General features: G+C 71.0%; 24 protein-coding genes. 7 read left to right on the top strand and 17 right to left on the bottom strand.

What is annotated here, in order from left to right; all coding sequences use genetic code 11:
• Positions 1-3: 3 nt before the first annotated feature.
• The 10 genes from HA039_RS17840 to HA039_RS17795 form a co-directional block, all read right to left on the bottom strand.
• Positions 4-177, bottom strand: coding sequence for a daptide-type RiPP (locus HA039_RS17840; protein ID WP_167030749.1), 174 nt, complete (start codon positions 175-177; stop codon positions 4-6).
• Complete coding sequence (gene mpaC / locus HA039_RS17835; RefSeq protein WP_167030746.1) at positions 161-1,483, bottom strand: daptide-type RiPP biosynthesis dehydogenase; 1,323 nt, start codon at positions 1,481-1,483, stop codon at positions 161-163. The genes HA039_RS17840 and mpaC overlap by 17 nt, the downstream gene beginning before the upstream one ends.
• Positions 1,484-2,764, bottom strand: a complete 1,281-nt coding sequence (mpaD, locus tag HA039_RS17830; protein ID WP_167030743.1) for a daptide-type RiPP biosynthesis aminotransferase — start codon at positions 2,762-2,764, stop codon at positions 1,484-1,486.
• Entirely contained in the window at positions 2,764-3,579 is an 816-nt protein-coding gene (mpaM, locus tag HA039_RS17825; protein ID WP_167030740.1) for a daptide-type RiPP biosynthesis methyltransferase, read from the bottom strand. Before mpaM ends, mpaD begins: the two co-directional genes overlap by 1 nt.
• A complete protein-coding gene (mpaB, locus tag HA039_RS17820) occupies positions 3,576-4,691 on the bottom strand; it encodes a daptide biosynthesis RiPP recognition protein (protein WP_167030737.1) in 1,116 nt (371 codons plus the stop codon). The genes mpaM and mpaB overlap by 4 nt, the downstream gene beginning before the upstream one ends.
• A complete protein-coding gene (locus HA039_RS17815) occupies positions 4,684-5,652 on the bottom strand; it encodes an LLM class flavin-dependent oxidoreductase (protein ID WP_167037021.1) in 969 nt (322 codons plus the stop codon). The genes mpaB and HA039_RS17815 overlap by 8 nt, the downstream gene beginning before the upstream one ends.
• Before the next feature lie 204 nt (positions 5,653-5,856).
• Positions 5,857-6,471 (bottom strand): hypothetical protein, encoded by a 615-nt coding sequence (locus tag HA039_RS17810; RefSeq protein WP_243869531.1) that lies wholly within the window; start codon positions 6,469-6,471, stop codon positions 5,857-5,859.
• The gene (locus tag HA039_RS17805) at positions 6,468-7,754 is read right to left on the bottom strand and encodes an MAB_1171c family putative transporter (RefSeq protein ID WP_167030734.1); all 1,287 of its coding nucleotides are present in this window, start codon (positions 7,752-7,754) and stop codon (positions 6,468-6,470) included. Before HA039_RS17805 ends, HA039_RS17810 begins: the two co-directional genes overlap by 4 nt.
• Before the next feature lie 39 nt (positions 7,755-7,793).
• Positions 7,794-8,330, bottom strand: a complete 537-nt coding sequence (locus HA039_RS17800; protein WP_167030731.1) for a hypothetical protein — start codon at positions 8,328-8,330, stop codon at positions 7,794-7,796.
• Between the two features lie 24 nt (positions 8,331-8,354).
• The gene (locus tag HA039_RS17795; protein ID WP_167030728.1) at positions 8,355-8,852 is read right to left on the bottom strand and encodes a hypothetical protein; all 498 of its coding nucleotides are present in this window, start codon (positions 8,850-8,852) and stop codon (positions 8,355-8,357) included.
• Between the two features lie 285 nt (positions 8,853-9,137).
• Here HA039_RS17795 and HA039_RS17790 point away from each other — a divergent pair, with 285 nt between their 5' ends.
• Positions 9,138-10,127, top strand: coding sequence for a response regulator transcription factor (locus tag HA039_RS17790; RefSeq protein WP_167030724.1), 990 nt, complete (start codon positions 9,138-9,140; stop codon positions 10,125-10,127).
• Between the two features lie 71 nt (positions 10,128-10,198).
• On the opposite strand, the gene HA039_RS17785 is transcribed toward HA039_RS17790, so the two are convergent.
• The 4 genes from HA039_RS17785 to HA039_RS34400 form a co-directional block, all read right to left on the bottom strand.
• Entirely contained in the window at positions 10,199-11,353 is a 1,155-nt protein-coding gene (locus tag HA039_RS17785) for an LLM class flavin-dependent oxidoreductase (protein WP_167030721.1), read from the bottom strand.
• Between the two features lie 104 nt (positions 11,354-11,457).
• Positions 11,458-12,663: an SfnB family sulfur acquisition oxidoreductase gene (locus HA039_RS17780; RefSeq protein WP_167030718.1), complete on the bottom strand. Its 1,206-nt coding sequence runs from the start codon at positions 12,661-12,663 to the stop codon at positions 11,458-11,460.
• Between the two features lie 118 nt (positions 12,664-12,781).
• Positions 12,782-13,387 (bottom strand): NADPH-dependent FMN reductase, encoded by a 606-nt coding sequence (gene ssuE / locus HA039_RS17775; protein ID WP_167030715.1) that lies wholly within the window; start codon positions 13,385-13,387, stop codon positions 12,782-12,784.
• A 206-nt stretch (positions 13,388-13,593) separates the two neighbouring features.
• Positions 13,594-13,716 (bottom strand): putative leader peptide, encoded by a 123-nt coding sequence (locus HA039_RS34400; protein WP_279592844.1) that lies wholly within the window; start codon positions 13,714-13,716, stop codon positions 13,594-13,596.
• Between the two features lie 101 nt (positions 13,717-13,817).
• Here HA039_RS34400 and HA039_RS17765 point away from each other — a divergent pair, with 101 nt between their 5' ends.
• Positions 13,818-14,747, top strand: a complete 930-nt coding sequence (locus HA039_RS17765) for a LysR family transcriptional regulator (RefSeq protein ID WP_208298639.1) — start codon at positions 13,818-13,820, stop codon at positions 14,745-14,747.
• Positions 14,748-14,794: 47 nt separating this feature from the next.
• Here the strand turns inward: HA039_RS17765 and HA039_RS17760 are convergent, their stop codons facing one another.
• Positions 14,795-16,915 carry a TerD family protein gene (locus HA039_RS17760; protein WP_167030709.1) on the bottom strand — a complete coding sequence of 707 codons (2,121 nt, stop codon included), beginning with the start codon at positions 16,913-16,915 and terminating at the stop codon, positions 14,795-14,797.
• Between the two features lie 113 nt (positions 16,916-17,028).
• Entirely contained in the window at positions 17,029-19,350 is a 2,322-nt protein-coding gene (locus HA039_RS17755; RefSeq protein WP_167030706.1) for a terpene synthase family protein, read from the bottom strand.
• 176 nt (positions 19,351-19,526) lie between these two features.
• Here HA039_RS17755 and HA039_RS17750 point away from each other — a divergent pair, with 176 nt between their 5' ends.
• The 4 genes from HA039_RS17750 (at position 19,527) to HA039_RS17735 (ending at position 23,122) form a co-directional block, all read left to right on the top strand.
• Positions 19,527-20,120 carry an HhH-GPD-type base excision DNA repair protein gene (locus HA039_RS17750; protein ID WP_167030703.1) on the top strand — a complete coding sequence of 198 codons (594 nt, stop codon included), beginning with the start codon at positions 19,527-19,529 and terminating at the stop codon, positions 20,118-20,120.
• A gap of 174 nt (positions 20,121-20,294) precedes the next feature.
• Positions 20,295-21,785, top strand: coding sequence for a M28 family metallopeptidase (locus HA039_RS17745; RefSeq protein ID WP_208298814.1), 1,491 nt, complete (start codon positions 20,295-20,297; stop codon positions 21,783-21,785).
• A 282-nt stretch (positions 21,786-22,067) separates the two neighbouring features.
• Positions 22,068-22,370: a type II toxin-antitoxin system VapB family antitoxin gene (locus HA039_RS17740; RefSeq protein ID WP_023540426.1), complete on the top strand. Its 303-nt coding sequence runs from the start codon at positions 22,068-22,070 to the stop codon at positions 22,368-22,370.
• A 113-nt stretch (positions 22,371-22,483) separates the two neighbouring features.
• On the top strand, positions 22,484-23,122 hold the full coding sequence (locus tag HA039_RS17735) for a LytR C-terminal domain-containing protein (RefSeq protein ID WP_167030700.1): 639 nt from the start codon (positions 22,484-22,486) through the stop codon (positions 23,120-23,122).
• Between the two features lie 100 nt (positions 23,123-23,222).
• Here HA039_RS17735 and upp read toward each other — a convergent pair whose 3' ends face one another.
• The gene (upp, locus tag HA039_RS17730; protein WP_167030697.1) at positions 23,223-23,858 is read right to left on the bottom strand and encodes a uracil phosphoribosyltransferase; all 636 of its coding nucleotides are present in this window, start codon (positions 23,856-23,858) and stop codon (positions 23,223-23,225) included.
• Positions 23,859-24,104: 246 nt separating this feature from the next.
• Here upp and HA039_RS17725 point away from each other — a divergent pair, with 246 nt between their 5' ends.
• Positions 24,105-24,296, top strand: a complete 192-nt coding sequence (locus tag HA039_RS17725) for a hypothetical protein (protein WP_243870148.1) — start codon at positions 24,105-24,107, stop codon at positions 24,294-24,296.
• Positions 24,297-24,312: the final 16 nt, after the last annotated feature.

The following is a 24,312-nucleotide window of genomic DNA, read 5'->3' as shown; positions in this document are numbered from 1 at the left end:
GGATCAGGTCGCCAGGGTGACGATGGAGACGTAGGAGATGACTCCTCCCGCGCTCAGGCCGCCGATGGCGCTGAGCGCCGCGCTCCAGCTGAAGTCCGGGGCGTCGAGCGCCTCCAGCTCCTGCATGTCCAGCTGCTGGTCCAGCTCCTGGAGAGCCAGCTCAAGCGGTGCGGACACGGCGCTGTTGGTCGTGGTCTGCATGGTGTTCCCCCCCTTCTGTGATGTTGTGGGCCACCCGCCGACGGATGTCGGCGGAAGTCTGTGGTGTGTGGCGTGCTTGCTCGGTCAAATCGGCCGGCTCGACCGACTCGGCCAGCACCCGCCGGATGTCGGCGAGGGTGAGAGCGCCCAGGGTGGGCAGTCCGTCACCCCACGCGCGCGTCGTGGCGCGGGCGATGTGGTCCGTACGCTCCTCGGTCGCGCTGACGCGGCGCCCGATCCGCCAGGCGTCCAGCAGTTGCGTGACCCCCTCGACCGGGTCCTCGGCCAGGGCCGGGTGGACCGAGGTGACGGACCGCCAGAGGCGTCGCAGCCGTCGGGCGCTGCCCCAGTGGGTGTCGCCCTCGGCGATCCGCCGCCACAGGGGCGGCAGCACCGCGGCGGCCGCCGTCATCTTGCGCAGGCCGAGGCCGGTGGACAGCTCGTTGGCCAGGTACCAGCCCTTGCAGGCGCAGGGATCGCGGCCGAGGTTGAACCACTGGCTGTGGCTCACCCCGCTGAGCTTGGCGATCTCCAGGCGCAGCGGGTCCCCCGGGGCTTCGCCGGCCCCCCGGACGGAGGCCAGTTCGGCTCCCAGGACGACCAGCCGCTCGACGAGCGTCAGGGCGAAGGCGTCCTCCGAGGGGAGGTCCTGCGGATCCCCCACGTACATGCCGGCGACCCGGAAGAACACTTCGAGGACGCCCTCCGCGAGGAGTTCCACGGGCAGGGTCCGGGTGGAGACGGGGTCGAGCACCGCCAGGTCCGGCTGGAGTCCGTTGCCGAGCACCAGGCGTTTGCCGTGCGGTCCCGCGAGGCAGACGCCGCCGCTCAGCTCACTGCCGGTCCCCACCGTGGTCGGCACGGTGATCAAGGGGATGCGGGGCTCGGCCTCGCTCGGGAGCAGCACCAGACCACCGCGTTGCCGCACGGCCAGCCGCTCGCGCACCACCGGGGCCGCGCTCATCAGGACGGCCAGCTTGGCCTGGTCGAGCAGCGTTCCCCCGCCGACCGCCAGGACGACGTCGCCGCCCCTGAGCCGTTCGCCCAGTGCCGTCACGCTCTCCAGCGTGCCGGGCCCGTCCAGGACCAGCCGCTCCACCGACCGTCCCGCCCATGCCGCGCACGCGGACACCTGGTCCACGGCCTCCGAGTCGGCGACGGCCGGGTCCGCGAGCAGGGTCAGGGTCCGTCCCTCGTGGCGGGGCAGCCACTGGGCCAGCCCGCCGATCCCGTAGGCGACCTGGGTGAGGCGCCGGTTGCTGAGATTCCAGACGGCGTCCATTCAGACGGCCTCGGTCTCACGGTCGGCGGCGGTCCTGCCCTGGGCGTGCGCCCGCACCCCGCGGCGTATGCGGTCCAGAAGCTCGGTGAGTTCGTCGTCGGTGTAGGTCAGCGCCGGGAGGATCTGCACCCCGTTGACGCTGGGGTGGACCACCGCGCCGGCCCCGCGGATCGCGGCGACGACCCGCGGCACCTCGTGCTGCGGCAGGGGGTCCCCCTCCGGCGTGCGCAGCCGGATCGACCGGAAGCAGCCGAGACCCGTGGTCGCCGAGACCAGCGGTTCGGTGGCGACCAGGTGCTCCAGTGCCGTGTCCAGCAGGGCCGACAGGCGTCGTGCCGAGGCGACCGCGTCGAGCCGCCGCATCTCCTCCAGCGTGGCGATGATCGCCGCGCAGGTGACGGGCGTTCCGGCCTGGGTCTCCCCGTGGACGAACACGTCACCGGCCGTCTCGAAGGGTTCGGCGAGCGCCTGGGGCATCAGCACGGCCGCCGCGGCCTGGGTGCCGTTGGTCAGCCCCTTCGATGTGATCAGCAGATCCGGTGGCGCCGGCCACCGCTGCGAGGCGAAGAAGTCACCGGTACGGCCGAAGCCGGTGGCGACCTCGTCGGCGACGAGGAGGAAGCCGTGCCGGTCCCGGAGTTCCAGCAGCGTCCGTACGTAGTCGGGGGTGAGGGGCACCGCGCCGCTGCCGAGCACGGGCTCCACGACCATCGCGGCGATCCGGTCGCCCTGCTGGGCGGCCAGGCGGTCGATCTCCTCGCCCACGTTGGGGGTCACATGGCGGACGAGCCGCTGGTCGACGCCGTAGACGGACTGGCCGAGCTGCTCGCCGGTGAGCGCGAACCCGCCGAAGGTCAGGCCGTGATAGCTGTCGCGCAGGCCCACCACGAGCTTGCGCGTGGTGTCGCCGCGCAGTGCGTGGTAGTGCCTGGCCAGCTTCATCACCAGGTCGTTGGCGGCGCCGCCGGAGGTCGAGAAGACCACCTTGCCGTAGTGCTCCGCGCCCGCCGCCTCGATCAGCGCCCTGGCGGCACGCCGGGCGTAGACGTTCTCGTAGCGGAAGACCGACAGGTAGGAGGCGTCACGCAGGGCGTCCGCGCAGGCCTGGGCGATCGCCTCGTTGCCGTAGCCGAGATTCGCGTTCCACAGGCCGCTGACACCGCAGAGCAGTTCACGGCCGTCCAGGAAGCGGATCCTGACACCGTCCGCCGACACGGCGCACAGGTCGTCGGCTCCGTGCAGGGCCGGTTCGAGCAGGGAGGGCCAGAGTTCGGTGGGCATCAGACGGCCTCCGCTTCGAGCAGCACACCGGTATGGCGGGGAGAGGCGGCGGGCAGCGCGTGACGGGCCACGACGCGCAGTCCGGCAGCGGCCAGTTCGCGTGTGAGGTCGTCGGGAGGAAGGACCCGGATGGACGTGGTGAGTGCCAGGACCGGTCCGTCCTCGGGCACTTCGCGTTCGGGCGGCAGGATGGTGACCTTGCGGACCTCGTGGCCGGCCGGCCAGTTCTCGATCATCCGGTAGCGCCGCCCGCTCGCCCCCATGGCCTCCACGTCCAGGTCGTCCGGGCCGCCGCCGGTCAGGTCGACGGTGGAGAGCAGGAACCGTCCGCCGGGCATGAGGTGGGACCGTACGGACGCGTAGAGTCCGGCGCGGCCCCCGGCGTCGAGCAGGGAGACGGACGTGGTGCCGAGCACCACCACGGCGTAGGTGCCGCCGAGGTCGAACGCGGACATGTCTCCCCGTACCACCGTGCAGCGTCTCCCGATGCCCGCCGGGGCCTCGGTGAGCCGCTCCCGGAGCAGCGCCACCATGCTCTCCTTGAGCTCCAGGGCGGTGACCTCCCGGCCCAGCGCGAGCAGGGGCAGCGTCAGCCGGCCGGAGCCGGCGGCGAGTTCCAGCACCGGGCCGGGTACGGCGCGGGCGGACCGCAGCAGTTCCCTGATCTCGGTCGTGTCGACGGCCGCCAGGTCGTGATAGACGGAGGCGCCCGCCTCGTCGTACAGATCGTGCAGCGTGACGCGGTCTCCGTACCCGGCCAGGACTTGGCCGGCCAGGCCCGGAACGGTCGCGGTCCGTGTGGTCGTCGTCGTCATGCGGTCGCCTCCAGTACGGGGGCGTCCGCGACCAGGAGGACTCCCTTGTCGGCGAAGAACGCGAGGACCCGCTCGACCGCGGCGCGGTCCACCGGACCGCTCTCCCCGTGCGCGGCGTTCCGCTCCAGGTAGTCACCCACGGCTTCGGCGCTGCCGAGCACGAGCAGCATCTCCGTGATCTCCGCCGCGCGCCGGCCGAGTTGGAAGGTCCGGTCGACACCCGCGACCCTGACGTACGCCTTGTCCGGCGTCCAGCAGAGGAACGGAGCCTCCGGGTCGTCGGCCTCCGGCACGCTGTCGACCGCGTCGAGCCCCGGTACGAGCCGACGGCCGAAACCGGAGACCCTGGGCTCGGTGATCCCGCGCGTCTGGAGGTCGCGCAGCAGGTCCAGCGCGGCCAGGTAGCGGGCGAGCCAGGGCCTTCGGCGCACGGCGGGGCCGCGCACCTCCTCCGACACCGCCGCGCCGAGCGGCACCGCGCCGCTCACCTCGCTTGCCGCGCCCAGGCGTTGCCATGCCGACCGGAGAGCTGCGGCTGGATCCCCCGTGGTACCCAGCCGCAGCCCCTGTGGCGAGACGAAGACTCCTCCGTCCCGGTCCATGTAGAGCCTGGTGCCCGGTCCGTCGCCGGGAACATGGGCTCCGAGTGCGGAAAGATCGGCGATCTGTACGGCGGGGCTGACCGCGAAGGAGGCGAACCTGCCCTCCTCCCGGGCGGCGTCGGCGTCCGCGAGGAACGTCTCGAAGTCCGTGTCGCCCACGATCCGCACGAGCGTCGTGCCGAGCAGCGACATGTACGGGCTGACGCCGTAATCCTGGATCTGGAGGAACAGGACGTCACCGATCGACGCGTCGCCCTCCGCACCGCTCAGCGATCCCTCGTACCCCACGAGGGTGGCACCGGACCTCTCGTCCATGCCGTCCCGTACCCCCGGGGCGAGGACGAGCGTCCGCGGCCCCACGACGTCGGACCCGAGCACCGCGTCCAGGCAGGCCGCGTCCTCCAGCACCACCGTGGCGGTCCCCGGTCCCGGCGTGTCACCGGCGAGCGGGCGGCCGGTGACCCAGGAGCGCAGATGGATCCCCACGCGGGCGATCAGTTCCTCATTCACCGGAGTCCCTCCGATCCGCGCCGACCGCGGCGAGAATCTTCTTCAAGTCGTCCATTGCGGCATTCGCGCCGTGGAGCCGGCACACGCCCGTAAGATTCAGCACGATTTCGTCGACCCCGGCATCTCGGTATTCGTCGAGGCCCTTGACGATCTGGTCGATGTTCCCGAAAAGGAATGCGCCGGATTCCGCCATGCGCCGTGCGGCCGCCCGCTGATCGAGCTCGGACAGGTCAACGCCTGCCTTTCCGAGCATGTCGAGGTAGTGCGGCGCCTGCATATGCGCGGAATTGCTGGCCAGTACGAAATCGGAGACGTCCCGGTCGGCGCGTTCGAGAGCCACGGGCACCATCGCGGTGATCCGGGGCACGGACCGGCCGGCGCTCTCCGCCCCCTCCCGCATCGCGGGGCGGACGACGCCGTCGAGGTAGGCCGCCGGCGTGAGCCAGGTGACCGCCACGTCGGCGACCTCGCCCGCCAGGCGGGCCATGCCGGGGCGCAGCACTCCGAGCCCGAGGCGCACGGGAGGCGACATGACCGGCCCCATCCCCGCGTGGCAGGAGTAGTACGTCCCGTCGAAGTCGACCGGGTCGCCGCCGAGCAGCCCCCGTACCACCGTCATGTACTCACGGACCGCCGTGAGCTGGCTGCGGTACGGGGCGCCGAGCAGGCTCTGCTGGAAGGTCTTCGCGCCCGGTCCGAAGCCGGCCACCACGTCCTTGCCGGTCGCCATCGCCAGGGTCTTGACCTTGTGGGCCGCCTCGAACGGATGCCGCAGCGGCATCAGGGTCACCCCGAGCCCCGTCGGAACCCGAAAGCCCGCTCCCGCCACCGCGGAAAAGGTCTGGAAGGGTTCCATCAGCAGGCTTTGTCCCTGCCAGAGCCTGGCCGCCCCCGTCCATTCGACCAGCGCCGCAAAAGGAAGTACTTGTTCCGTCCGGCGCGGCAGGAATGGCACCAGTATTGAGTACTCCACTTTTCCCCCCGGTCCGCGGCTTCTTGACGTCTTCAATATTTCCAGAGAGATCGTCGGGGGCACAAGGATTATCGGTGCAACATGATGCAGGCGGGACTGCAGAAAGCTGCACCCGGGGATGGGAGAACAGCGAAGCGCCCGGTTCCCCTCAGGTCACCGGGCGCGCTGGGGCGGGAAGCGGGTCGTCCGCGGTCACCTGGTGAGCGCGGCGAAGACCAGTCCGGCGCTGATGATGCCCGCGGCCGCTCCCGCGAGGGTCTGGGCGAGGGTGTGGTCACGGAGGGAGATCCGGGACCAGGCGATGACGGCGACGAGCGGGGAGGCGAACCAGACGTACGGGTTCCAGGTGAGCGCGAGTATCGCGAGGGCGCCGCCGGCGACGGCGGTGTGCACGCTGATCTTCCACGTCCAGACCGCGGTGGGGACCTGGAGGACGGCGAGGGTGGCGAGCATCGCGAAGACCAGGGCGACCATGGCGCGCGGGGCGTGGAAGACCAGCATGCCGGCGATGCCGGTGGCGACCGACGCCATGATGACGGGGATCAGCAGCTTCCGGCGCTGGACCTGCCCGACGTGGCGGTCGGCCCACTTGCCCGTGCGCATCCCGTACTTGATGTACGCCATGGGGATGACGGCCGCGAACACGATGGCCTCGACGGCCCAGAGGACCCCGGCGAGCGCGTCGTGCTGGGCCAGCCCGACGCCGAGGCTCACCAGGATGATGACGTTGCGTGGCTCCATGCCTTCGGTGACGAGGCGTGCCGCTCGGTTCTCCGAGCCGGCGGGGGCTTCGGTGGTGCCGTTCATGCGCTGACTTCCCTGGGGATCCGCGGGTCGGTGAGCGCGTTGGCTGCTTCGACCAGGTGGGGCGAGGTGTAGTGGTGGGCGACCCGGGCCAGCCATGAGGCGTTGGCGAGCAGGTCGTTGTACATGGGCATCTGGAATCCGGCCGGTTGGGTGGTGTAGTCCTCGCCCTCGACGCACTTCATCCGGGCGACCCGCAGGGTGATGGCTTCGCGGGCCGCGTCCGCGTCGTCGCCCTGAAGGCCCCTGTCATGGGCGATTTCGAGCGCCCGGTCGCGGGTGTCCTCGCTGATCCACGGCAGGAGCGTGAACCAGGCGTCCGAGATGTCGACGACCCGCTCGTCGAGCCTGCCGTACAGGTCGCGGAACCGGTATCGGTCGTCACGGTCGGAGGTGCCCCTCTTGAGGTGGCGGAGGATGACGTCCGGCGGGAGTACGGAGACGAGTTCCACCCACAGGGGGCGCAGGGCGATCAGCCCGCGGCGCTGGCGCACCGCGCGCAGCAGGAGTTCGGCCCCCCGCACGGAGCTGCCGACGATGACCAGGAGGATCGTCACCAACTGGATGAGGGCGCCACCGCGTTGGAACTCCGCCTCGTCGAGGGGGAACTCCCAGCCGGTGAACCCGCAGAGGAGGAACGACAGGCGATAGACGGGGTAGAAGGCTCCGATTCCGGCACCCGCGGCCATGAGCCGCATGCAGAGGCGCAGGAGCCGGTCGTCGGTGCGGCGGGCGACGGTGAGACACAGGATGGCCGAGGGGGCGAGAGCGGCGCCCATGGTCAGCAGGTAGAGGGCCAGGTGCACCGTGCCCGCGACGTCTCCGTACTGGGCGGAGGCGAAGTCGCGTGATCCGTCGGGGGAGATGACGGAGGGGGACGCGTAGGGGAAGACCACGGACGCGCAGACGCAGGCCGTGATGAGGATGACCAGGCGGGGCTTGAGGGCGACCCACCGGCGCCAGACCGGTTCCTTCTCGCGCGGCGGGACGACGGATTCGACCCAGCCCACCAGAAGGATGCAGGCGACCATCACGGCGAGGTGCTTCGGCAGGACCGCGGCGTCTTTGATGCCCGTCGCGTTGATCAGGGCGTCCTCGATGGAGGCCAGGCGCAGGGTCGCGGCGACCGTCAGGGCCGCGAAGGTCGCGAGGATCGCGCGCTTGCCACTGGTCTTGGCCGGATCGAGGGACTTCTTGCGGTCGCGCCATTCTTGGTAGGAGCGGACGGCGACCACCAACCACAGGGGGATGGTGGTGCACAGGTCGATCAAGTCGTTGGTGGACACGTGCTTCCCGTGGCAGGAGTGGGGGGGGGAGGGGGGAGGTCAGAGGCTGTGGTGAAGCCGGTCCACCAGGGGATCGTGATGCCGGGTGTCGCTGGCACGTTCCGCGGCGGTGCGGCGCAACAGGTAGGCGAAGCCCTCGGCTTCGTCCTCGATCCGTACGTACTCCGGGTCCTGGGGCCCGCTGTGCGAGCGGGCCCGGCCGAAGAGGCAGCCGCTGAGGAAGTCGGAGCTGAGGAACTGGTACGCCTCCGGCTCGTCGGTCCCCGCGGGCGGGTGGAGCACGAGGGGCTTGTGGCCCATGAGTTGATGCCCGAACTCGTGGCTCAGGCTGTGGGTGGCGGCGGCGCCGGTGAGCGCCGGGTCGAGCCAGACAACGTCACTCTCGTGGTCAGGGCGCGTGAGCCAGAGGGCATTCGCGTGAAGGCTGGGGAAGGGCGACGTACCCCGCCACAGCTCCAGCGGGCGCGGGTAGCGCTCCCGCATCACCGCGAACAAGGTATCGACCGTCAGTGGGTTCGGCACGGACAGTCCGGCCAGCGCTTGTCGGATCTTGCGGTCCCGGGCGGATTGAATCACGGAGCTGAATACCTTGTGTGGGGGCTATGCGGGGCCGGTCTCGTTCTCCATCGCCTCCAGCTCACGGAGCCGTTCCGCGTACTGGACGACGCGGGCCTGTCCGCGGGGAGACAGTCTGCGGGTCGTCCGTGCCAGGACGGCGACGGTCGGCGGCTCCGAGCTCTCGCTCTGCCGCCTGGCGTCCACGAAACGCTGGACCTCCTCCATCACCTTCCTGGACGTCTCGCTGCCGGTGGCGTTGAAGACGTCGAGGGGGAGCTGGAAGAAGCCGGCGAGTACGGACGCCATCTGGACGCTCGGGCTCTTGACCTGGCCGTTGCGGAGCCTGCGGATGTGCTCGTTCGTGATGGTGCCGGTGCCGTGCTTCGCGTTGATGGCGTCGGCGATCTCGGTGTTCGTGGGTTCGATGAACTCGCCGGGCCTGTTGGGGTGCGCCCTGGCCTGGGCCCTCAACAGGAGGTTGAGGACGTCGCTGAACGATGGGACCGAGGGTGGGGACTGGTCCGGGGAGTCTGCGGTCACTTGGGGATGGTCCCTCTCGGCCGATGGTGAGAGGCCCATCCTAACCACCACCACAGATCGTTGGATCACCCCAGGGCGAAACCACAGATCATTTGACGGCCGGCCCTCCGATCGCCTTGGATAGATCACGGAACGGCACCCTCCGGCTACCGGGGGGTGCAGGCACTGCACGCCCGCAGGACTCGAACTCACGTTCGATAATGACGAATGGAGCACTGTGAAGGTTCCCGATGCCGCCCGCTGTCACCGACGCGCGACCCGCATCCTCTGATGCACGAGCCGAGCATGAGGTTTCTGGGGGTCGACCCCGAGGAGGAGGGACTCTACCGAGTCCTCCTGCGCCGAGGCGCCGACCGGCAGGAGAGCTTGGCCTGCCTCCTGGACCGTGACGCCGAGAGTGTGGCGTCCGTCTGCGATCACCTGACGGAACTGGGCCTGGTCAGGGCGGGTACGGGAGGCGCCCTGCACCCGGTCTCCCCCGTCAAGGCCGTGGAGAGCCTGGTCATGTCGGAGTTGGACCGGCGACGCAAGACCTTGGAGGAGACCGTGGCGGAGAGCGGGGTCATCGACTCCCTCCTGGCCGAACGCGACACTCCGGTCGGCACACCCTCCAAGCAGGGTGACCTGATCCAGCACCTGGAAGGAACGGAGGCCGTACGCAGCGCCATCGACGAGCTCTCCTTCTTCACCTGGACCGAAAGGCTGGCAACGGTTCCACGCGGTGTGCTGAGCGAGGCGCACATAGCCCAGGCGCGGCCGCTCGACGAACGGGTGCTGCGACGCGGCGTCCACATGCGCACGCTGTTGGGCGAAGCCGCGCTCAAGGACGACACGACCCTCGGCTACGCGCGTGAACTGATCGACAAGGGAGCGCAGATCCGCGTCTCCCGCAATCCCATCGAGCGGTTACTCATCTGCGACCGGTCCGCCGCGCTCGCGCCCACCGACCCCAGCCACACGGCCAAGGGGGCCATCCTCATCCGCAACCAGGGCCTGGTCGTCGCCCTGGTCTCCCTCTTCGAACGCATGTGGGACGCCGCCCAGGAACTGCCCTCGTCCGAGGAGACGTCGTACGAGGGCACCGATCTGGTCAACTCCCTCGAACGCAAGGTCCTCCAGTCCCTCTACTCGGCGGACAAGGACGAGATCGGCGCGCGCGACCTCGGCATCTCCGTACGCACCTATCGCAAGCACGTGGCGACGCTCATGCGGCGACTCGACGCCTCCAACCGCTTTCAGGTCGCACTGCGCGCCCGCGAGCGTGGCTGGGTGTGATCCGCGACGGGCCGGCCCGCGGCCACGGTGGCGCCCGTGGCCGCGGCCGGCACGGCCCGGGCTTCCCGCTCTCAGCGACCCACCTCCGCCGCGAACGGCACCGACGCCGCGCCGCTCGTGCCCGCCGCCGACGGGTGGGTCCACAGCCCCGCCTCGGCCAGCCGGGGCAGCACGCCCTCGCCGAACCAGTACGCCTCCTCCACGTGCGGATGGCCGGACATGATGAACTCCTCGATGCCCAACCGGCTGTACTCCTCGATGCGTTCGGCCACCTCGGTGTGGCTGCCGACCAGCGCCGTCCCCGCCCCGCCCCGTACCAGACCGATCCCCGCCCACAGGTTCGGCGAGATCTCCAGCCCGTCCGTGCTGCCGCCGTGCAGGGCCAGCATCCGCCGCTGCCCCTCCGACTCGCTGCGCGCCAGCCCCGCCTGTACGGCCTTGATCGCGTCCGGCGAGAACCCCTCCAGCAGCCGCCGCGCCTCGGCCCACGCCTGGTCCGCCGTGTCGCGTGTGATCACGTGCAGCCGGATGCCGAACCGCACGGTACGGCCCTCCTTCGCGGCCAGCCCCCGGATCCACTCGATCTTCTCGGCCACCTGCGCGGGCGGCTCGCCCCAGGTCAGGTAGACGTCGCTGTGGCGCGCGGCGACCACCCCGGCGGCCGGGGAGGAGCCGCCGAAGTACACCGGCGGCACCGGGTCCGGCACGCGCGCCAACTTCGCCTCCTCCACCTGGAGATGCTCGCCCTTGAGCGTCACCGTCTCGCCGCGCCACAGGTCGCGGACGATCGACAGGAACTCGCCCGTACGCGCGTAGCGGGCGTCCTTGTCGAGGAAGTCCCCGTACGCGCGCTGCTCGTGGCTCTCCCCGCCGGTGACGATGTTGAGCAACAGCCGCCCGGGCGCGTGGCGTTGGAAGGTCGCGGCCATCTGCGCGGCCAGCGTCGGTGACACGAACCCCGGCCGGAAGGCCACCAGGAACTTCAGCCGCTCCGTCTCGCGCGCCAGCATCGCCGTGGTGAGCCAGGCGTCCTCGCACCACGCGCCGGTGGGGGTGAGCGCCCCGACGAAGCCCAACTGCTCGGCCGCGCGGCCGATCTGGGTGAGGTAGCCGAGGTCGGCGGGACGCTGGCCGCCCGCCGCGCCCGCGGGCAGGCCGTGGCCTCCGCCGACGACGTGGCGGCTGTCGCCGTAGGTGGGCAGGAACCAGTGGAAGGTCAGACTCACGGAACTCTCCAGAAGACGAAGTACCCAAGCGGGAGGGGCAGTACGGGGGGGGAGGGGGAGGGGGGAGAGGCGCGCTCGGCGGCCTCGGCCGGGCCCGGCGGGCCTCAGAGCAGACCGTGGCGCGGTGGCCGCGTCCCGCTCAGGACGTAACGGCCGAGGTGCTGCACCTTCCAGCGGACCGGGTCGTGCAGCGTGTGCGTGCGCGCGTCGCGCCAGAACCGGTGCAGGTTCAGGCTGTCCAGCGCCGCCCGCGTCCCCGCCACCTCGAACAGCGCGCTGCTCGTCTCCACCGCCGCCGTCGCCGCCTGCACCTTCGCCGCGGCCACCGCGATGGAGGCCTCGGCGGCGGTGTCGTCGGTGAGGTCGGCGGCGGCCGTGTCCACCGCGCCGGCCGCCGCCACGAGCAGGGCGTCCGCGGCCCGTACCTGGAGCGACAGTTCGCCGAACCGCTGGATCAGCAGGGGGTCCTCCGCCGCGCTCTCGAAGCCGCTCTCGAACCACGGCCTGCTCTTCGTACGGACGAAGTCGGCCGACTCCGTGAGCGCGGCGGACGCGATCCCCGCGTCGATGGCCGCGTGCAGCAACTGCGCGACCGCGCCGTGCAGTTGGGGCCCCTGGAAGGTGAGGTGGTGCGGTACGACCCGGTCGGCCGGCACGACCACGCCGTCCAGCCGGACCGTCCCGCTCGCGGTCGTGCGCTGCCCCATCCCGTCCCAGTCGTCGACGACGGTCACGCCGGGCGCGTCCCTCGGTACGTACGCGACGTGCAGCGCGTCCTCCTCGGCGCGGGCCAGGACGGGGATCCAGTCGGCGAACAGCGCGCCGGTGGAGTAGTGCTTCTCGCCCGTCAGCCGGTACGAGCCGTCGGCCTCGGGGACCAGTCGCGTACGGATGTCCTGGACGTGCTTCGTCCCGCGCTCGGACTGCGCGTTGCCGAACCGCCGCCCCGCCAGTACCTCGCCGAAGAAGAACTTCCGCTGCTCCGGACTGCCCTGCCTGCGCAGCACGTTCACGTACACGAAGTGGTTCTGCGGGATCTGGGAGAGGCTCGCGTCGCCGGTGGCGAGCAGCCGGAAGACCTCGGCGAGCGTACGGGCGGAGACGTCCGCGCCGCCGTGGGAGCGGGGGACGGTGATGCCGAGGAGCCCGGAGGCCGAGAGCCGGTCGAGCTCGGCGTACGGCAGCTCCCGCTCCGCGTCCCGCCGCCCGGCACCGGCCCGGAAGGCGTCGGCCAGCTCGGCGGCCACGGCGAGGGCCTCGGCCTCACCGGTGATCACATGCGCCGGCGAGGGGGGTTGGGGTGCGGTCACGGTACGGCCTCCGGGGGAGAAACGGGTCAGCGGACGGAACGGGAATCGGAACAGGAATCGGTACGGCGGCGGGAACGGTACGAGCGGCGGCTGCCGGGACGGGGAGAACGGGGAGGCATCAGGCGGCGACGGCCTCGGCCGGCGCGGCTTCCACCTCCGCCTCCGCTTCCGCTTCCGCGTCCACCGGCCGCCGGCCCGCCCGCAGCGCCAGCGAGAACTGGTCCACGACCTGGTCCAGCGCCTCCCGCGACGCCGGGTCCACCACCACTCCCCCCTCGTCCAGCACGGTGATGTGCCGGTCGAGGACGAACCAGCCCTGGACGATGTGCGCGGCCCCCATCGAGGACAGCACCGGCCGCAGCGCGTAGTCGATGGCGAGCACGTGCGCGGTGGTGCCGCCGGTCGCCAGCGGCAGGACGGTCTTGCCGGCCAGCGCGTACTGCGGCAGCAGGTCCAGCAGGGTCTTCAGCAGCCCCGAGTACGCGGCCTTGTAGACGGGCGTGCCTATCACCACCCCGTCGGCCTCCTCGAACAACCGCCGGGCCCCGACGATCGCCGGATGCCCGAAGTCGGCCCCGAGCAGGGCCTCGGCGGGCAGCGTCCGGACGTCGAGCGGCACGACGTCGTGCCCCTGGCCGGTGAGACGGCCGTCCAGGTGCCGGAGCAGCCGGGCGGTACGGGACGTGGGGGACGGACTGCCGGACACGGAGAGGATCGTGGCCACGGGATTCACCTCGGGAAGGGGGTGCGAGGACGAGATTCATGAATATCTCGTTAAACAAAAGGGCCGACCATGGGCGGGCGACAAAAGAAGGAGGACAATTCCCGCCCCGCGGGCGCCCGCAAAAGAAAGCCGTCGACGGACACGGCGTCAATGATCGCGGAGCCGTACCGATCGGAACGGTACGGGGGGAGGGAAATTCCCGGCGTTCAGCCCGTGCGCAGACAGAGGGCGCTGGAGACGCGTACGAGATCGACGTGACGGCGCCGGGTCAGCTCTCGCAGATCCCTCATCAGCACGTCACCGCCTCGCAGCACATTCGACAGACCCATGGGCCAAGAGCCTACTCGCGGGGTCCGTACGGGTCGATTCGGTATCCACGACGTGGTGATAGGGTTTACCTTCCAGTGGGGCCTGAAAGGCGAAACCGCCGATGCGAATAGAGCAGCTCGAATACATCGAGGCGGTGACCCGGCTGGGTTCCCTGCGCCGCGCCGCGGAAGCCCTGCACATCTCCCAGCCGGCCCTGAGCGAGACCGTCCGCAATCTCGAACGGGAACTGGGCGTCGACCTCCTGGACCGCCGCCGCTCCGGTGCCAGGATCAGCGCCGAGGGCCGCGAACTGCTGCCGCACATCGTCGGCGTCCTCGACGCCGTCGACCGGCTCCGCCGCGCGGCCGACGACCAGCACCGCACCAGCCGGATGCTGCGCCTCGGCACGGTGAACGCGGCCACGGTCCCGCTGCTCGTCCCCACCATCCGCGAGTTCCGCGCCGCCCACCCGGAGACCCAGATCGAGGTCATCGGCGCCCAGCAGGCCGACATCCACCGCGAGCTGCTGGAGGGCGGGCTCGACCTGGGCCTCGTCAACTACCTCCAGGGCGACGACAAGCCCCCGGGCCTCCACAGCACCGAACTCCTCCGCGGCCGCCCGGTGGCCTGCGTCCGCGCCGACAGCCCCCTGGCCGCCCGGCGCACGGTCTCGGTCGCCGACCTGCTGGCCCAGCCGCTGATCGTGATGCGCTCGGGGTACGTGATGCACCGGTACGTACACCGCCTGCTGGAGGGCCGCAGCCCGACGTTCTCGTACTCCACGGACGGCGCGGAGATGGGCAAGCTGATGGTCGCCGAGGGCCTGGGCACGACGATCCTGCCGGACTTCAGCGTGACCGGCGATCCCCTGGAGCGCTCCGGGCTGATCACGTACCGCCCGCTGGCCGTCCCGGACACCGCCGTCCTCCTGGTCATCCAGCGCCCCCTGTCGGGACCCACCCCCAGGGCGGCCCGCGCCCTCCACGAGATCTTCGTGAAGAGCGCCGCCACCTACCAGCAGACCACCGCACCCGGTCGGAACGAGCCGTAGCGGGCCCCGAGCCGACCTGAGGCCGACCCGACTCGACCCGCGGATCCTCACCCCGCCTCGGCGGCCTCCGCGCGCTGCGGACGCCGTACCGTACGCCGCTCCAGCGGCATGACCACCGCGGCGCAGAACCGGTCCACCGCGTCGTCGACGCTCCGGATGAAGCCGGTCTCCGCGGTGCCCCGCGTGTTACCCATCCCCTTGAACAGCGACAGCCGGAATCCGGTGATCTCCACGTCCCCCTTGGGCAGCAGGTCGCCCGGCTCGGGGCGCAGCCGCTCCAGCGTGCCGCGCGGTCCCTCGCCGCCGCCCGCCACCAGCGTCCGGACATGGAGGTCCGCGGGCGCGTCGGCGAGCTGCCGGACCAGGCGCTTCGCCCAGGTCAGCGGGTAGCCCTGATCGGGCGCGGGGAGGTCGACCGACGTACGGAGCTTGCCGGTCCGCAGATCCGCGGTGAGCGCGAGGAGGCCCTGCGTACCCTCGATCCGCAACTCCGCCTCCAGGCGCCCTTCCTGGCAGAGCAGATCGGCCTGCGCGCCCCGGCGCGCCTTCGCGTCGGTGGCGCGCCGCACCCGCTGGACGGGCAGCACCTTCTGCCCCAGCTCGCCGCCGAGCCGCAGACAGACCTGCCGCACCAGGCGCTCCCAGCTCTCCACGACGTCGACGGCCCGCGGGTCCCCCTGGCAGAGCGTCTCGTCGTCGATGCCCTTGCGCACCGGCACCCAGGCCGGGCCCATGTTCTGGAAGCCCTGGCAGCCCGAGTTCTCGTGCTGGAGGTAGTGCAGCAACTCCTGGAGGAGCCAGGCGTGCGCCGCGTTCCCGACGCCCTCGTGGCGGATCAGCATCTGCGCCTGGTGGGCGACCTCCGCCCAGGACAGGTGCCACAGGACGACCTTGTGCTTGCGGCGCCCGTCGATCTTCACGTCGACCAGCGGACTCCCCTCCAGCGCCACGTCGTTGCACAAGGTGATCACCGCGTCGTAGCCGCGCCGGGCCGCGATGTCCATGTAGTCCTGGACCTGCTGCTCCTTGAGCGGATTCCCGTTGGTCTTGGTCTCCACCAGCGCGGTCCACAGCTTGCCCGCCCGCTCCACGCGGATCACGCCGTCGGGGCGCTTGGGGCTGTCCCCGTGCGGCAGGGAGACCTCGGTGAAGGTCTCCGTCCGCCCGGCGGGCGCCCCGAATCCGGCGGTGAGCCGCCGGCCGAACTCGGGCACCTGCGCCATCACGGAGAGCAGGACGGACGTCGCCCGCGTCTCGCGCTCCCGGTCGCTCTTGAGCGACGGTACGGGGAAGAGCCTCGCCGACCGCCAGGTGTCGTTGTCGGCCAGGGACTTCTTGGCGACCTTGGGCAGCGTCACCTTCTTCCGGACGGTACGGGGCCGGCGCGGCGCCGCCGGAGCCCGCTCGACGGCCACCTGAGCGGGAATGACCACGGCGGGCCCGCCGACGTCACCGGCCGCCCGCACCTCCGCACCAGCACTTGGACCGAGGTCCGGCACCCCACCCGGCGTCACGTCCCCCACGGCAACAGAGGCCACGGCATCGGACGCCACGCCCCCGGCCACGTCCTCGCCCAGATCCTCCGCCCCGTCCTCCCCCGGGTCGTCCGCCGGGTCCTCCGCCGCGTCGTCCACGTCGATCCCGAAGTCCGTGGCGAGGCCGGCCAGGCCCGTTTCGTACCCCTGCCCGATGGCACGGAACTTCCACTCGCCCCCGCGCCGGTAGAACTCCCCGAACACGAAGGCGCTCTCGGCGCCCGCGTCGTCGATGGAGAACCCGAGCATCTCCTCCCCCGTACGGTCGCAGACCGTCAGCCGTAAGCCGTTGAGGTCCCCGAACCGCGCGCCCTCGTAGCGGCTCGCCGCCACGACGATCCGCTCGACGCTCGCCTCCATCTCCGTGAGGCCGAGGCTGATGCGGTCCTCGCTGCCGCTGTCCGTCGGGGTCTTGCCCAGCAGGTGCACGCTCCCGTCGGCGGCCGCCGGGTTGTTGTAGAAGAAGAAGTCGGCGTCGCCGCGGACCTTCCCGCCGTCCCCCAGCAGCAGCACGGAGACGTCCGCGTCCCCGTCCCCCTCCTCGCTGCTCCAGCTCAGGCCCACGCGCACCGAGCCCGCGTCCTCGCTCAGGGCCGCCAGTCCGACATTGGCGCCCTTGACGATCTCGTACATTCCACCCACCCCCAGGTGGCGGGCCACCACCTCCCCAGGGGTGGCCCGCCACGTCATGTTGTGTGACGCACCGCACATTCACGGTGTGAAGGAGTGGAACCTTAGCGGCCCCGTCAGGTCGCCGCGCCGGGAACGGCTCCGGGGACGGCTCCGGCGCGTGGGAACGTGACGCGGGTCGCCGCGGTGCCCAGGCCCGAGGCGAGGCCCGAGGCGGGCGGGGGGACGTGGCGGGTGATGCCCGCGCGGTCCTCGATCAGGTCCGCCTCCTTGTAGCGGAAGCAGTCGCGGTGCCAGACGAGGATGCCCGAGAGCCAGTTCTCCAGCTCCTCCACATAGCCGTCGAGTGCCTTGCGCGCGGTGTCGTCCAGGTCGAAGTCGTCGTACAGGGCCGGGAGTTCGTGCGCGACGACATGCTGGAACTGGCGCATGCGGGAGTTCATCAGGTCGTCGATGATCGCGAGGCCGGTCGCGTAGTCGCAGTCGAAGAAGTTCTGCACCACCAGGATGCCGTTGTGGATCTCGCCCTCGAACTCGATCTCCTTCTGGTACGAGAACACGTCGTTCAGGAGCATCGCGTAGTCCTGGGCGGCGTTCTGGAGGGACTGCATGGGACCGGTCCGGTAGATCTCGGGCGGCACGGCGTCGCCCAGGCCGATCCGGCACAGGCTCATCGTCAGGTCCGAGCCGAACGTGTGCCGCCGCATCTCGATGTAGTCGACCGGGTCGGGGATGCGGTTCAGGAGCTGGTTGTTCATCTCCCACACCCAGCTGTCGATCATGTCCTCGACCGCCTTGCGGAAGGCGCGGCGGCCGTCCAGGTCCATCGGTCCCGCCGTACGGACCCACAGGTCGGCGAGGCCCCGCTCCAGGCCGGTGTACGGCTCCGGCGTCTCGTCGGTCTCGACCGGCATGAACTGCACCAGCCGCTCGTTGCACGCCTTCGCGCCCGCCAGGTCGCGGACGCTGCCGTAGACGACCGGGTACAGGTCGTCGCCGTACGTCCCCCAGGCCAGCCAGTCCGACGACAGGTCCAGGCCCTCCGGCGTGGCGTCCGGGTGGATGCCGGCCGCGCACAGCGGGAGGTCGATGCGGCGCAGGCGCTTCTCGTCCCAGACGTCGGAGCCCGGCCTGCCCGGCTGCGCCTCCAGGATGCCCATGCGGTGGCACCACTCGACCACGTGTTCGCGGGAGTGGTCGAGGTGCGGGCTGAGCTTCGGCTCGAACGGGATCTGGAAGTCCGGCAGGACCGAGGGCCCCACCCGCTGGAACGGGACGTGGCTGAAGCTGCGGACCCGCGCGGTGGACCCGGCGGTGAGCGTCTTGAGGTACGCCGACGCGGCGGTGCCCAGCCCGACCGGGGTCATGGAGAAGCCGGGCCCGAGCCCGGGCCCCGCGCCCGTACCGATGCCGCCCGCTCCCACGCCGACCGCGCCGGCGGCGCCCTCCTCGGCGCCGTTCATGTACCGGCTGGAGCGCATGTGCCACTCGTGGCCGCCCGACTGCCAGTCCTGGAGGCCCTTCACGTACGCGAGGACGTCGGCACAGGCCGCCGGGTCGAGGCCCTTCTCGGCGAAGAGGGGGCCCAGCTCGGTCAGCGTGGTGTTCTCGAACTGCTGGAGGCGGGAGGTCAGCAGGTCGTTGACCGCGTCGGCCGCCTCCTGCGTCGTACAGCCGAGGAACGTCTCCAGGACGAGGACGCCGTTGCTGAGCTCGCCCTCCTCCTCGATCTCCCGCTGGTACGAGAACAGGTCGTTGCGCAGGTGGACCGCGTCCGAGAACGTCTCCTTGAGGACCCGCAGCGGCCGGGACGCGGCGACCTCCGCCGGGATCTCGGCGCTCACGTACTCGATGAGGCCCGCCGACCAGGGCGCGCCGCCGACCTTGCGGCGCATCTCGATGTACTCGACCGGGTTCGAGATCCGGTCCGCGTTGATGTTCGAGAGCTCCCAGTCCGACTCGTTGAGGAGGTTCTCGGTGCTCTCGGCGAACCGCTCCCGCCAGGACATCGACATGCTGGGGACCGTACGGGCCCAGAGGTCGGCCAGGCCCGCCTCGACGGGATTGGTCGGCTCGGGGAAGCCCTCGGAGAGGTCCATCGGCATGAAGGCCGCCAGCCGCTCCAGGTACGCCTTGCCGCCCTCGCGGTCCTGGGGCTTCTTGAAGACCTCCAGGAAGTGGTCGTCGAAGAAGAAGACCCACACGTACCAGTCGGTGACCAGCGACAGCTGCGGGGCCGTGCAGTCCGGGTGGGTGTACGAGCAGAGCAGGGCGTAGTCGTGGGAATCGAGGTCGTGCTCGTCCCAGACGCCGGACCCCTCCAGCATCCCCATGTCCCTGGCCCATTGCTTGGTGTGCGCTCTCGCCTCCTCCAGGTGCGGATTGAGCCGGGCCGGATAGGACATGTAGAAATCCGGCAGTTCAAAGGGTTGTGTCACTGACGCGTGGCCTTTCCCGACGGTTCCGGGAGCGTTCCCTGTCACCCGGTCGGCTCAGCCCTACCCCTCGCCCGGTACCCCCATCCGCACCACAAAGTAGTCATATGAACGTACTGATCGGGCGGTCTGTGGACAGCCTGCGTGCGGGCCGCGGGATACCGCGCGATCATGAGGAAATGAGCACCAAGATCCAACTGGCACAGCAGCCGGAAGCCGACGACCTGCTCGGCCGCAGCCCCCTGGCCGCCCTGGTCGGCATGCTGCTCGACCAGCAGATCCCGATGGAATGGGCCTTCTCGGGCCCGTACACGATCGCCGTCCGCATGGGACGCGACGACCTCGACGCCCGCGAGATCGCCGCGTACGACCCCGAGGCCTTCGCCGCCCTCCTCTCCGAGAAGCCCGCCGTGCACCGGTATCCCGGATCCATGGCCACGCGGGTGCGGCAGCTCTGCCAGTTCCTGGTGGAGCACTACGACGGGGATCCGGGCGCCCTGTGGCGCGATGTCGACACGGGCGCCGAGGTGCTGACGCGGCTGAACGCGCTGCCGGGCTTCGGCCGGCAGAAGTCCCAGATCTTCCTGGCCCTGCTGGGCAAACAGTTCGGCGTCCGCCCGCAGGGCTGGCGCGAGGCCGCGGGGGCCTACGGGGACGAGGGCTCGTTCCGCTCCGCCGCCGACATCACGGGGCCCGAGAGCCTGGCCAAGGTCAGGGCCTTCAAACAGGAGGCGAAGCGGGCCGCGAAGCAGAAGGCGGAGGAAAAAAGGTAGAAGGCGGAGGAAAAGGACCGAACGGCACAGGCGCGGTTCCCAGAAGCCCCGCCGGTCGCTAGGTTTCCCTGACATTTGTTCGCACCGGAAGGATCCCTTGTGAACGCAACTCCCCGTGTCTCCCGCCGAGTTCTGGCCATCGCGACGGCCACGGCCCTCGCCGCGCCGCTGCTGATGGCGGCCGCCCCGGCCGGCAAGGCGCCGTCGCACCGGCACGGCTCCCACACGGCCCAGGACGCGGCGAAGCTGTCCCGGAAGCTCGTCAGGGAAGCCTCCGCGCAGGACGTGCTCCGGCACCTCAAGAAGTTCCAGTCCCTCGCGGACGCCAACGACGGCAACAGAGCCGCCGGCACGCCGGGCCACGACGCGTCGGCCGCGTATGTGTACAACGAGCTGAAGAAGGCCGGCTACAAGGTCTCGTACCAGACCTTCCAGATCGCCTACATCGAGACGCTCGCCGAGACGCTGCGGGTCACCTCGCCCACCCCGCGCGACGTCGACATCTCCGCCCTCTCGTACACGAAGTCCACCCCGGTCGGCGGCGTCACGGCCGCGCTGGCCGCCGTCCCGGTCGACGCGACCACGGGCTGCGAGGCGGGGGACTACGCGGCGGGAGCCTTCACCGGCAAGATCGCGCTGATCCAGCGCGGCGGCTGCACCTTCGCCGTCAAGCAGCAGGAGGCGGCCGCCGCGGGCGCGGTCGCGGCGATCATCTACAACAACACGACGGGCGTCATCAGCGGCACGCTCGGCGACCCGAACGCGGGCGTGATCCCCACCGGGGGCATCACCCAGGCCGACGGCCAGGCCCTCGCCGCCGAGGTGGCCCAGGGTCCCGTGACGGTCACGGCCGAGATACGCCAGCTCCAGGAGCAGCGGAACACCCGCAACGTGATCGCGGAGACCAAGGCGGGCAAGGCCGACCGTACGGTCATGCTCGGTGCCCACCTCGACTCGGTCAACGCGGGCCCGGGCATCAACGACAACGGTTCCGGCTCTGCCGGCCTGCTCGACGTCGCCCTCGACCTCGCCAAGACGCACGACAAGCCCGCCAACAAGGTCCGCTTCGCCTGGTGGTCCGCGGAGGAGCTGGGCCTGCTCGGCGCCGAGGCGTACGTCGCCGCGCTCACCCCCGAGCAGAAGGCCGACGTCGCCCTCTACCTGAACTTCGACATGATCGGCTCGAAGAACTTCGCCCAGTTCGTCTACGACGGGGACGACTCGGACGCCACCGGCGCGGGCCCGGGCCCCGACGGCTCCGCGCAGCTGGAGAAGGGCATCACCGGCTTCCTCGACCGCCGGGGCCTCCCGCACGAGGGCACCGACTTCGACGGCCGCTCCGACTACGGGCCCTTCATCGACGCGGGCATCCCGTCCGGCGGCACCTTCACCGGCGCCGAGGGCATCAAGACCGCGGCCCAGGCCCAGAAGTACGGCGGCCAGGCCGGCGTCGCGTACGACGCCTGCTACCACTCCGCCTGCGACGACCTCTCCAACATCAACAAGAAGGCCCTCGACGTCAACGTCGACATCATCGCCGACGCCGTGGGCACGTACGCCCACGACCTGCGCTCGATCCCGCAGCGGCCGGCCGCCGCCGGGGCCGCGCGCCTCGCCGGCACCGACACCGCCCGCACCGCCGACGGGCACACCGCCACCTCGTAACGGCGACGGCGGCGGGCCGTGGACGGCGGTGAACTCCCCCGTCCACGGCCCGTCCGCCAGCCCGTCCGCCGGTTCGTATGGGGGCCGTTCGTGGTCCGTCCGCGGCCCGTTCGCGCTCCGTCCGCCGCCCGTCCACGACCTCCCGGCGGGGCGATCCCGGCACCGGGACCACCGGAGGCGACGCCTCCGCTCACGCTTCGCTCCCGCTTTGCCATCTAATGCCACTTTTGAACTCGGCCGCCATGGCTGCGCCCGGAGCCTCTTGACCGGTAGGCTTTCCGTGTGATCTTCAAGCGCATCGGTAACGGGCGGCCGTATCCCGACCACGGCCGGGAAAGCACCCGGCAGTGGGCGGATGTCGCGCCGCGCCCGGTCCGCCTCGATCAGCTCGTGACCACGAAGGGTCAGCTGGACCTGGAGACGTTGCTCGCCGAGGACTCCACCTTCTACGGGGACCTGTTCGCGCATGTCGTGAAGTGGCAGGGCGATCTCTACCTGGAGGACGGACTGCACCGCGCCGTCCGCGCCGCGCTCCAGCAACGACAGGTGCTGCACGCCCGCGTCCTGGAGCTCGATCTGGGCTGAGGCGAGCGCAGGAGAGTGACGGACTGAGCCTTTCGGGGCCATTCCTCACCCTGACCGCCCAACCCGTTGATCATTTAGTAGGAATCACCACCGGCTCCTACTACGCTGCGCCCATGAGCATGCTCACTCCCCCCGGCATGGGCGGAAAGTACCGCATCACGGGTAACAAGTACCCGCGCATGCACCGCCCTCGGCGCCGCCACAGGATCGTGCTCGCGGCCGTCGCATCCGTTGTTGCCCTCGGCCTGGCCGGCTGGGGGACCTTGCAGCTCATCGACGTCTTCACGGGCGACGGCAAGAAGACCACCGCCGCCGCGAAGACGCCCGCCTGCAAGCCCTCCGCGGCACCCGCCAAGGTGCTGCCCAAGCCCGGCCAGATCAAGGTCAACGTCTACAACGCGACCCCGCGGGGCGGTCTCGCCAAGACCACCGCCGACGAGCTCAAGAAACGGGGCTTCGTCATCGGCAAGGTGGGCAACGCGCCCGCTTCCTACGACAAGAAGGTCCGGGGCGCCGGGATACTGCTGGGCGCCCCCACCGCCATGGACGGGCCCCTCACCGTCCTCGGCACCCAGCTGAGGGGGGCCACGCCGAAGACCGACACCCGCAGGACCGGGGACGTCGATCTGATCCTCGGTACGGCCTTCAAGACCCTGAACGTCCAGCGCGAGGCGGACCTGGCGCTGGCCACCCTGGCCAAGCCCGTGCCCAAGCCCGGCTGCGGCGAGCTGGGCGCACCGCGCAAGGGCTGACCCCCGCCGTACCGCCGTACCAACGCTCCACCGGTTCTCCGCCCCGGTGGCCGGGCAGGCCCTCGGGCCCGCCCGGCCACCGGAACGCCCGCTGTCGGCCCTAGCCGGCCAGCCCGTACATCCGGTCGCCCGCGTCGCCGAGGCCGGGGACGATGTAGCCGCTCTCGTTGAGGCGCTCGTCGACGGCCGCGGTGACGACGGTGACCGGCGCGCCCGCCAGCTCGCGTTCCATGACCTCGACGCCCTCGGGCGCCGCGAGGAGCACGACGGCCGTCACGTCGTCCGCGCCCCGCTTGATCAGCTCACGGATCGCCGCGACGAGCGTGCCGCCGGTGGCCAGCATCGGGTCCAGTACGTACACCTGGCGGCCCGAGAGGTCCTCGGGCATCCGGCTCGCGTACGTCGACGCCTGGAGCGTCTCCTCGTTGCGGATCATCCCGAGGAAGCCCACCTCGGCGGTGGGCAGCAGCCGCACCATGCCGTCGAGCATGCCCAGACCGGCCCGCAGGATCGGGACGACCAGCGGGCGGGGGTGGGACAGCCGCACGCCCGTCGTGGCGGTCACCGGGGTCTCGATGTCGACCTGTTCGGTGCGCACATCCCGGGTGGCCTCGTACGCGAGCAGGGTGACCAGCTCGTCGGCGAGACGCCGAAAGGTCGGGGAGTCGGTGCGCAGGTCGCGCAACGTGGTGAGTTTGTGCGCCACCAAGGGGTGGTCGACAACATGAATCCGCATGGCGACCACAGTAACCGGAGGCCAAGGCACTACGGCCTGCCACCGGCGCCCGTCCCCGACCCCCGTCCCCGGCGCCCCTCCCCGGCCGCCGGTCCTCCGCCGCCGGGGAGGTGGCATCAACCCGGGGTGTGGAGGGAAGGTGGATGGAGGTCATGAAGTGTCGGCAGACACATCCATCGGTGGGATGGTGAGGCGACCGTGCCGAACAGGGACCAGCGACAAGCGGACCACGAGCAGGCCGCGGACCTGGGCATACAGCCCGACGGCGACCCGGCTCCCGACCCCGGCGTTCCTTCCGACGCCGCCCGCAGCCGCCGCCGCGCGCAGTTCCTGCGGGAGCTCAACGAGGCGAAGGCCCTGCGCGAGCGCGTGAAGCCGCGCCGGGCCCGCGCGGCGCGCATGCGCCAGCAGATGCGGATGCGCACGTTCCGCTGGTAGCCGCCGGTAGCCGCGC

The organism is Streptomyces liangshanensis (genome assembly GCF_011694815.1).
GTDB lineage: Bacteria > Actinomycetota > Actinomycetes > Streptomycetales > Streptomycetaceae > Streptomyces > Streptomyces liangshanensis.
Note: the sequence above shows the minus strand (reverse complement) of the source record. Positions and strands in the feature narration are given on the sequence as shown.

Excerpts from the sequence above, each read along its gene's own strand:
- upp (WP_167030697.1), bottom strand. The coding sequence starts at position 23,858 with ATGCGGATTCATGTTGTCGACCACCCCTTGGTGGCGCACAAACTCACC.
- HA039_RS34400 (WP_279592844.1), bottom strand. The coding sequence starts at position 13,716 with ATGGGTCTGTCGAATGTGCTGCGAGGCGGTGACGTGCTGATGAGGGAT.
- HA039_RS17745 (WP_208298814.1), top strand. The coding sequence starts at position 20,295 with ATGGCGGCCGCCCCGGCCGGCAAGGCGCCGTCGCACCGGCACGGCTCC.
- mpaC (WP_167030746.1), bottom strand. The coding sequence starts at position 1,483 with ATGGACGCCGTCTGGAATCTCAGCAACCGGCGCCTCACCCAGGTCGCC.
- HA039_RS17760 (WP_167030709.1), bottom strand. The coding sequence starts at position 16,915 with ATGTACGAGATCGTCAAGGGCGCCAATGTCGGACTGGCGGCCCTGAGC.
- HA039_RS17735 (WP_167030700.1), top strand. The coding sequence starts at position 22,484 with ATGAGCATGCTCACTCCCCCCGGCATGGGCGGAAAGTACCGCATCACG.
- HA039_RS17810 (WP_243869531.1), bottom strand. The coding sequence starts at position 6,471 with ATGAACGGCACCACCGAAGCCCCCGCCGGCTCGGAGAACCGAGCGGCA.
- HA039_RS17790 (WP_167030724.1), top strand. The coding sequence starts at position 9,138 with ATGAGGTTTCTGGGGGTCGACCCCGAGGAGGAGGGACTCTACCGAGTC.
- mpaD (WP_167030743.1), bottom strand. The coding sequence starts at position 2,764 with ATGCCCACCGAACTCTGGCCCTCCCTGCTCGAACCGGCCCTGCACGGA.
- HA039_RS17765 (WP_208298639.1), top strand. The coding sequence starts at position 13,818 with ATGCGAATAGAGCAGCTCGAATACATCGAGGCGGTGACCCGGCTGGGT.
- HA039_RS17750 (WP_167030703.1), top strand. The coding sequence starts at position 19,527 with ATGAGCACCAAGATCCAACTGGCACAGCAGCCGGAAGCCGACGACCTG.
- mpaM (WP_167030740.1), bottom strand. The coding sequence starts at position 3,579 with ATGACGACGACGACCACACGGACCGCGACCGTTCCGGGCCTGGCCGGC.